The sequence below is a fragment of the Streptomyces sp. 796.1 genome (assembly GCF_047525675.1).
Taxonomy (GTDB): Bacteria; Actinomycetota; Actinomycetes; order Streptomycetales; family Streptomycetaceae; genus Streptomyces.
This window is the reverse complement of the sequence record NZ_JBLIWA010000083.1, coordinates 1-8678: the sequence shown is the minus strand read 5'-3', so window position 1 is coordinate 8678 and position 8678 is coordinate 1. Positions and strand designations below refer to the sequence as shown.

The 8678-nt window shown below is 74.1% G+C and carries 7 protein-coding genes and 1 pseudogene; 5 read left to right on the top strand and 3 right to left on the bottom strand.

What is annotated here, in order from left to right; genetic code table 11:
* Nucleotides 1-1051: serine/threonine-protein kinase (locus ACMA1D_RS31580; RefSeq protein ID WP_414727408.1), on the bottom strand; the 1051-nt coding region annotated here is incomplete at its 3' end.
* A gap of 96 nt (nt 1052-1147) precedes the next feature.
* Between ACMA1D_RS31580 and ACMA1D_RS31575 the strand changes: the two genes are divergently transcribed.
* A complete protein-coding gene (locus tag ACMA1D_RS31575; RefSeq protein WP_414727407.1) occupies nt 1148-1759 on the top strand; it encodes a hypothetical protein in 612 nt (203 codons plus the stop codon).
* Between the two features lie 69 nt (nt 1760-1828).
* Here the strand turns inward: ACMA1D_RS31575 and ACMA1D_RS31570 are convergent, their stop codons facing one another.
* Entirely contained in the window at nt 1829-2350 is a 522-nt protein-coding gene (locus ACMA1D_RS31570; RefSeq protein WP_414727406.1) for a nuclear transport factor 2 family protein, read from the bottom strand.
* A gap of 423 nt (nt 2351-2773) precedes the next feature.
* Between ACMA1D_RS31570 and ACMA1D_RS31565 the strand changes: the two are divergent.
* From ACMA1D_RS31565 to proC, 4 genes and pseudogenes are all read left to right on the top strand, one after another.
* A pseudogene (locus ACMA1D_RS31565) lies at nt 2774-3101 on the top strand (ArsR/SmtB family transcription factor); the annotation flags it as partial.
* Between the two features lie 166 nt (nt 3102-3267).
* Nucleotides 3268-3546, top strand: coding sequence for a hypothetical protein (locus ACMA1D_RS31560; RefSeq protein WP_349994664.1), 279 nt, complete (start codon nt 3268-3270; stop codon nt 3544-3546).
* Nucleotides 3547-3877: 331 nt separating this feature from the next.
* A complete protein-coding gene (locus tag ACMA1D_RS31555) occupies nt 3878-6109 on the top strand; it encodes an MMPL family transporter (protein WP_414727405.1) in 2232 nt (743 codons plus the stop codon).
* 239 nt (nt 6110-6348) lie between these two features.
* On the top strand, nt 6349-7155 hold the full coding sequence (proC, locus tag ACMA1D_RS31550; protein ID WP_414727404.1) for a pyrroline-5-carboxylate reductase: 807 nt from the start codon (nt 6349-6351) through the stop codon (nt 7153-7155).
* Nucleotides 7156-7247: 92 nt separating this feature from the next.
* Here the strand turns inward: proC and trpS are convergent, their stop codons facing one another.
* Entirely contained in the window at nt 7248-8327 is a 1080-nt protein-coding gene (gene trpS / locus ACMA1D_RS31545) for a tryptophan--tRNA ligase (protein WP_414727403.1), read from the bottom strand.
* Nucleotides 8328-8678: the final 351 nt, after the last annotated feature.

Below are 8678 nucleotides of genomic sequence, written 5' to 3'. Positions count from 1 at the left end.
CCTGCGCGCCGTTCCGCTCGCGGGGCCGTTCGCCGGCCCGGTCGGCGCCTGCGCCCGCTGCTGCGGGCCCGTCCCCGTCCCGATCCCCCGGCCCGTCGGGGCCCGCGTCCCGCACCCCGGCCGTGCCGTCGCCGTCCGCGGCCCCGCCCGGCAGCAGCTCCCGGCCGCCCCCGCCCGCGGCCCCGGCACCCGCCTTCGCACCCATCTTCACCGCGCCGCCCGACGCTTTCGCACGCAGCGAACCGCGCGTCGGCAGCGCGGTGAACAGCCGTACCAGCTCCGGGAGTTCGGGCCGCTCGGCCGGGTCCTTGGCCAGACAGCGGGCGACCACATCGCGCAGCGGCTCCGCCAGGTCGGCCAGCGACGGCGGCTCGTGCACCACCCGGTAGGCCGTCAGGTACGGGCTGTCCGCGTCGAAGGGGCCGCTGCCCGTCGCCGCGTACATCAGCAGCGTGCCGAGCGAGAACACGTCGGATGCGGCCGTCACCTCGCGCGGCCGGTGCAACTGCTCGGGCGACATGAACGGCGGCGTGCCGAGCACCCGGCCGGTCACCGTCAGCGCCTGGCTGTCGCCCGCGCGCGAGATGCCGAAGTCGATGACGCGCGGGCCGTCCTTGGCGATCAGCACGTTGGCCGGCTTGAGGTCCCGGTGGATCACGCCCACCCGGTGCATGTCGTGCAGCGCCTCGGCCAGCCCGAGCGCCAGCCGCCGCAGCTTCGCCGCGCTCAGCGGCCCGCGCTCGGCCAACTCCTGCGACAGCGTCGGCCCCGGCACGTACAACGTCGCCATCCACGGCCGCTCGGCGTCCGGATCGGCGTCCACCACCGGAGCCGTGAACGCGCCACTGACCCGCCGCGCCGCCGCCACCTCCTGCCGGAACCGGCTGCGGAACTCCTCGTCCTCGGTGAACTGGGCGTGCACCACCTTCACCGCCACCTGCCGCCCGGAGGGCGAACGGGCGAGGTAGACCACGCCCATGCCGCCGGAGCCGAGGCGGTCGAGCAGCCGGTAGTCCCCGACCACCTGCGGATCGTCGGCGCTCAGCGGCACCGCCCCACCTCCTCGTACGCGCGTTTGGGCAAAAAGCCTAGACGTCGTACGAGGCGGCCGTGAGACCGATCCCGCCGACCCGCGATAATCGAGGGCATGAGCGACGAGCAGCGGCCCGGCACGGGCGATGACGGCCCGGAGAAGGGCGTTGCGGCAGGTCCGGACGCGGGCCCGGCGCCGGAGCCGATCCGGTTCTTCGGCACCACGTGGGTGCACCGCGACGGCGGCTACGTGCTGCGCCGCATCGCCTTCTCCCTCGGCACCCTGCTCGCCGCCGCGGCCAGCGCCGCCGTGCTGGTCTTCGCGTACCAGGGGGTGGCCATCTCGGACGCCGGCGGCCTGGTCAACATCCTGGTCATCGCCGCGCTCGCGATCTGTAGCGCGCTCGCCTTCGGCCGCACGATGGAGGAGCTCGGGGACGGCGAGCGGCGCCGCAACCGGACGGAGGACGCCGCGGCCGAGAAGTCGATGCGCAGCATCAAGCTCATCGGCATCGTCGGCGTCCTGCTCGCCTATTTCTGCCGCAGCCTGATCGAGGCGCCGCACGAGAAGCGGTACCGGGCCGAGTACGAGACGGCCAGGACCCGGCACGAGCGGCTGCGCGCCACCCGCACCCGCAACCCGGCGGCCCGCGGCGGCTCCCCGTCGAGCGGCCAGCGCACGCCGGCCGCGCGCGGCAAGAGCGCGAAGAAGCGCAAGCGACGCTGAGCAGCGGGCCCGGCGGCGGGTCCGGCGGCGGACCCGGCGGCGGGTCCGGCAGCGGGCCGGGCGGCGCGGCTACGGGGTGGGCTGCGCGCCGGCCGCCGGCCCGTCCGGGGTGCACGCGGCGGCGATGGCCAGGCCGTCCTCGTAGATGTGGTGCCGGACGATCTCCCCGTCGCGCACGGTCAGCCGCAGCGCGAACGGCGAGCGGAACCGCTTGCCCGTGGCCCGTACGGTGCCGTGCAGATGCCCGGTGAGCACCGCCTCCGCGCCCTCGACCACCAGCGCGTCGATCCGCGCGCCGCCCTCGTCGGCCACCGTGTGCTCGGCCAGCTCGACCCAGTGCCCGACGACGTCGGCCCGGGTGGCGCGGGGCCGTATCCACGGCACGGCCGGGTTCGGCGCGATCTGCCAGTCGACCCGCTCGGCGTAGACCGCGGCGATCTCCTCGGGCCCTGCCGCGGGGTCGGCCACCCGCCGCAGGTACTCCTCGACGACGGCCCGTGTCCGCGCGCCGGCCGCGGCCGACTCCTCGGGGGCTCGGGCGATGGCGCTGGGGGCGGTGGTGGGTGCGGCGTGCGGCGCGTTGTTCGTCATGGGGGAGAGCCTGCCGGCCGCCCGCGACGCCGTCGATTACCTGGCAGGTCATGGCGGCGGGTGCCGCGTCGTGGCGACGGGCGCGGGGCGGCGGAAGCGGTACGCGGGCCGGCGACGGGGAAGCACTCGCCCGGGCCCGTACGGAGGGGGCGGAACGGGCCGCCCCGACGCGCGGCACGACGACATGCCCAGCGCCACCCCTCCCCGCGGCACGACGACATGCCCAGCGCCACCCCTCCCCCCGGCGCGGGAAGGGGCACCCGCCGCCGGCCCCTCCCGGGCGCCGAACCGTTGAACCATCGGGGAGAACCCTGAGACGTCCCGCAGAGTCCCCTAGTCCACCCCGACATGTGTCAGTTTTCTTTGACAGGTGTTCGCGCCGAGTGTCAGCGTGGAGACCAATGACAGCAAGAGAGGTTCGCGATGGGCCCGGTCCCCGCACCGTCCGGAGACGAGCTGCTGAAGATCCTGGGCGCCCTCGGCAATCCGCACCGCATGCGCATCGTCGCGGCGCTCGCCGGCGGCCGTAACTACGTCAGCCGGCTCGCCCGGGAGATCGGCATCAGCCGTCCGCTGCTGCACATGCACCTCCAGCGGCTGGAGGCGGCGGGGTTGGTGGTCGGCACGCTGGAGCTTTCGGACGACGGGAAGGCGATGAAGTTCTTCGAAGTGGCGCCGTTCGTCTACCAGTTGACCCCCGACGCGGTGGCCGCGGCAGCGGCGACGCTCACGGGGGCGGCACCGGGCCCCGAACCCGGCCCGAAGCCCGAGGCCGACTCCAAGCCCGAGGCCGACCCGAAGCCCAAGGCCGACTCCAAGCCCAAGCCCGACCCGAAGCCCGACCCGGACGGCCGGCGCAAGCCCCGTACGGCCCCTAGACCCGAAGCAGCTCTGAAAGAGGAAGCGCAGTGAACGAGATGGTGATGCTCGCCGGGGACGACGCGGGCGGCGAATGGGTGGGCGCGGTGGGCGCGGGCGGCGTCTTCCTGCTGATGATCGTGGTCGTCTGGCAGGTCGCGTCGGTCTGGCGGTCCCGCATGGTGGCGGCCCGCGAGCAGCAGTACAAGCAACTGGCCCTGAAGTACGCCCAGTTGCTGGAGGACAACACCGAACTGCACCGCCGCACCCTCGACGAACTCAGCCAGGCCAGGGAGTCGCTGGCCTCGATGGAGAAGATGATGCGCGAGGTGGAGTAGCCCCCTCACGGGGCCCGAACCAGACCGCCGTACGGCCGGACCCAGCCCCCCCCGGGGACCCGGAACCCAGCCGACCACCCGCACCCAGCCCCACCGGGCCCCACCCGCCGAGCACCCCCCACCCACCGAGCAACCCAACCCTCACCGAGCAACCCACCCCCACAGAACACCCCCACAGAACACCCCTGCCCCGTACGCCACCGCCCCCCGCCGGGCCCGTCCGGGCCAGAAATGCCGTACGGCCGGGAGCTGCAACTCCCGGCCGTACCCGTACGGAGCAACGTCCCGCGAACCCATCGCACGAGCCACTCCCCTCCGAAGGAGATCACCCATGCCCGCGTGGAGCAAGCGGCTCCCCGTCCTGCCCGGCTCCCGCCGGGCGAAGTGGGCTGTCTTGGCCGCCTGGCTGATCCTGCTGGTCGCCCTCGGGCCGCTGGCCGGCAAGGTCGGCGACGTCGAGGACGACGGACCCAACGCATTCCTGCCCGGAAACTCCGAATCGGCCCAGGTCAACACCGAGTTGGAGAAGTTCCGCGCCGACGAGCTGACCGCCGCCGTCGCCGTCTACACCCGGGACGGCGGCCTCACCGCGGCCGACCGGGCCAAGGCCGAGGCCGACCGCGAACGGTTCGCCGAGTTCGCCGCCGAAGGCCGGCGACTCCCGCCCACCGAGCCCGCCACCGACGGCCGCGCACTGATCACCACCATCCCGCTGGCCGGCGACGACGACCTGGGTGACGACGTCGACGCGGTACGGAAGATCACCGCGGCCGACGCGCCCGCCGGGCTCACCACCGAAGTCGGCGGCCCGGCGGCCTCCCTCATCGACTCCGTCGAGGTCTTCGACTCGCTCGACTCCACCCTGATGATCATCACCGGCGTGGTGGTCGCCGTCCTCCTGCTGATCACCTACCGCAGCCCGGTCCTGTGGCTGTTCCCGCTGCTCGCGGTCGGCTTCGCCGCCGTACTCACCCAGATCACCACCTATCTGCTGGCCAAGCACGCCGGGCTGCCCGTCGACCCGCAGAGCGCCGGCATCCTCATGGTCCTCGTCTTCGGCGTCGGCACGGACTACGCCCTGCTGCTCATCGCCCGCTACCGCGAGGAACTCCACCAGCACCGCGACCGCCACCAGGCCATGCGCGTCGCACTCCGCCGCTGCGGCCCCGCCGTGCTCGCCTCGGCCGGCACCATCGCCGTCGGCCTCGCCTGCCTGGCCTTCGCCGACGTCAACTCCTCGCGCTCGCTCGGCCTGGTCGGCGCGGTCGGCGTCTGCTGCGCCTTCCTCGCCATGGTCACCGTGCTGCCCGCGCTGCTGGTGATCGCCGGCCGCTGGGTGTTCTGGCCGTTCGTCCCGCGACACGGCGCCGCGCCCCGCCGCGACCGCACCCCCTGGGCCGCGATCGCCGCCGCCGTGGCCCGCCGCCCGCGCCGCGCCTGGCTGGCCTCGCTCGGCGTCACCGGTGCCCTGGCCGCGTGCGCGTTCGGCATCTCGCTCGGCCTCGACCAGGCCGAGATGTTCCAGGACGAGCCGGAATCGGTGGTCGCCCAGGAACGCATCGCCGCGCACTACCCGTCGGGCGCGTCCGACCCGGCCGACGTGGTCACCCGCGCCGACGGCGACCGGCTGGCGAAGGTCAGGGCCGCAGCGGACGGGGTGCCCGGCGTGGCCGGCGTCGGCCAGCCGCAGGACACCGTACGCAGCGGCGGCCACACCCTGGCCACCTTCTCCGTCGTACTCAAGGACGCCCCCGACAGCGAGGCGGCCAAGGACACCGTCGCCGCGCTGCGCACCGCCGTGCACGCGGTCGACGGCGCACACGCCCGGGTCGGCGGCACCACCGCGCAGACGCTCGACACCCAGCGGGCCGCCGACCGCGACCTGACCGTCGTCATCCCGATCGTGCTGCTGGTCGTCCTGGCCGTACTGGTCTGGCTGCTGCGCGCGCTGACCGCCCCGCTCCTGCTGTTGGCCACCGTCGTCGTCTCGTACTTCGCCGCGCTCGGCGCCTCTCACCTGCTCTTCGAGTACGTGCTGGACTTCGCCGCGATGGACTGGTCGACCCCGCTGATGGGCTTCGTGTTCCTGGTCGCGCTCGGCATCGACTACAACATCTTCCTGATGACCCGGGTCCGCGAGGAGACCGTACGGCTCGGCCACGCGCGCGGCGTCATCGCCGGGCTGGTCGGCACCGGCGGCGTGATCACCTCGGCCGGCGTGGTGCTCGCCGCGACGTTCGCGGTCTTCGCCGTCCTGCCGCTGGTCACCATGGCGCAGCTCGGCGTGCTGGTCGGGGTCGGCGTCCTCCTGGACACCTTCCTGGTCCGCACCGTCCTGGTGCCGGCCCTCACCCTGTCCATCGGCCCCGCGGTCTGGTGGCCGGGCGCCCTCAGCCGCACGACGGGGACTGCCGCGGGGACGACCGTGGTGACGGCTGCGGAACTGTCCGCGGGTACGACCGTGGGGGCGGCGGCCACCGGGACGACCGCCGGTACGGAACGGGGCGCGGCGAAGGACACGGCGGCGAGTACGACCACGGCTCACCGGGACGACCGCGGGTAGGGAAGAGGAAGCGGCAGCGGGTACGCGGTGGGCCCCGGCCACCGCCGCAACGGCCCCCGGCCGCCCCGCCGGCCCGGCCACCCGCCCGCGCCCCGCCACCAGGGGCGCGGGCGGCCCGTACCGCCAGCCGGACAACCGAGCCGCCACCCGCCGCCCGGTGCGAGGATGCGGCAAGACGCCGCCGGAGGAGCGCGTTCCACCGGCCGGCTCCGTACCGCACTGGATGGGGTGAGCGCACCATGGCGCAGAAGGTGGCCGTGCTCGGCACGGGAAAGATCGGCGAGGCGCTGCTCAGCGGGATGCTCCGCGGCGGCTGGCCCCCCGCACACCTGCTGGTCACCGCCCGCCGCCCGGAACGCGCCGCCGAGCTGCGCCTGCGGCACGGCGTCGAGGCGGTCAGCAACATCGAGGCGGCCGAGGTCGCCGACATCCTCATCCTCACCGTCAAGCCGCAGGACATGGGCGTACTGCTGGACGAACTGGCCCCGCACCTGCCCGCCGGCCGTCTGGTCATCTCGGGCGCGGCCGGCATCCCGACCGCCTTCGTCGAGGAGCACCTGCCCGCCGGCACCCCGGTCGTCCGCGTCATGACCAACACGCCGGCCCTGGTCGACGAGGCCATGTCGGTCATCTCGGCCGGCAGCCACGCCACCGAGACCCACCTGGCCCACGCGGAGGAGATCTTCAACGGCGTCGGCAAGACGCTCCGCGTCCCCGAGTCCCAGCAGGACGCCACCACCGCACTCTCCGGCTCGGGCCCGGCGTACTTCTACTACCTGGTCGAGGCCATGACGGACGCCGGCATCCTGCTCGGCCTGCCCCGCGACAAGGCCCACGACCTGATCGTGCAGGCCGCGATCGGCGCCGCCGTGATGCTCCGCGACAGCGGCGAACACCCGGTGAAGCTCCGCGAGAACGTCACCTCGCCCGCCGGCACCACCATCAACGCCATCCGCGAACTGGAGAACCACGGGGTGCGGGCCGCCCTCATCGCCGCCCTGGAGGCGGCCCGCGACCGCAGCCGCGAACTGGCCTCGGGCACCTGACACCCGCAGCGGACGGGGCCGCCGCCGCAAGACACCAGGTGGGGCCGTCTCCTCAACCAGCTCAACGAGAGGAGGCGGCCCCGCCCGGCGGTTCAGGCCGGCGGCAGCAGCCCCACCGCCGCGTACGCCGCGTCCACCCGCGGTCTGGCCATCGCCCGGGCCCGCGCCGCGCCCTCCCGCAACACGGCGTCCACCCGCTCCGGCTCCGCACACAGCGCCGCGTGCCGCTCCCGCACCGGCCGCAACAGCTCCACCACGGCATCGGCCACGTCCCGCTTCAACGCCCCGTACGAGGCGTAGCCGGCCGCGAGCTCCGCCGGCTCACCCCCCGTACAGGCGGCCAGCAGGTCGAGCAGGTTGGCCACCCCGGGCTGCTCCACCCGGTCGTACGCCACCTCCGACCCGCTGTCGGTCACGGCCCGCATGACCTTCTTCCGCACCACGTCCGCCTCGTCCAGCAGATAGACGATCCCGCTGGTCTCGGCGTGCGACTTGCCCATCTTCGCGGCCGGGTCCTGGAGGTCCATCACCCGCGCCGCCACCGCCGGCACCACCGCCCGCGGCACCGTGAACACCGCCCCGTACCGCTGGTTGAACCGCCGCGCCAGGTCCCGCGTCAGCTCCACGTGCTGCGCCTGGTCGTCCCCCACCGGCACCTCGTGCGTCCCGTACGCCAGGATGTCGGCCGCCATCAGCGCCGGATAGGTGAGCAGCGAAAGCCGCACGCTCCCGCCCCGCGCCGCCTCCCGCGCCGACTTCTCCTTGTACTGGATCATCCGCCGCATCTCGCCGTCCGCGGCCACGCACTCCATCAGGTACGAGAGCCGGGCGTGCTCGTCGACGTGGCTCTGCACGAACACCGTGCACCGCCCCGGGTCGAGCCCGGCCGCCAGCAGCAGCGTCGCCGCCTGCCGGCTGAGCCGCCGCACCCGCGCCGGATCGTGCTCCACGGTCAGCGCGTGCAGGTCCACCACGCAGAACAGCGCATCGGCCCGGAACTGGTCCACCTCGGCCCACCGCCGCACCGCCCCCAGATAGTTCCCCAGGGTCAGGTGCCCGGTCGGTTTCACCCCACTGAAGATCCGTACGCGCCGCCCGGCCTCCGGGCCCGCCGGCTCCGGGCCGGCCTCCCCGGCCTCGGCCCGCTGCTCCACCCTCAGGTGCTCCGTCATCTCTGGTGTTCTCCCACCGGATCGGAGCCGCCGCCCCCACGACCGGGGGACCGAGGCGGAGCCTCGACCACGCAGAACGGCCGCCGGGAAGCGGCGGCCGTTGGTCTGCGCGTACGCACATGAGCTGGGCCGCCCTCAGGCGGCCCGCCACTCATGATGAACGCGCGCGGTCATGGGACCGACGGTACTCCTCCGGTCCCCGAACGGGGGACCCCTCGGCGGGTTTGAAGCTCGCCAAAGCGTCATGTAGTGTTCTCCGGGTTGCCGCGCAGTCCACGTGGACATCGCGACGACACCATCGAGCCGCACCGGCGGCACACCACTACTGCACGGCCCCTTATCGGGATGGAT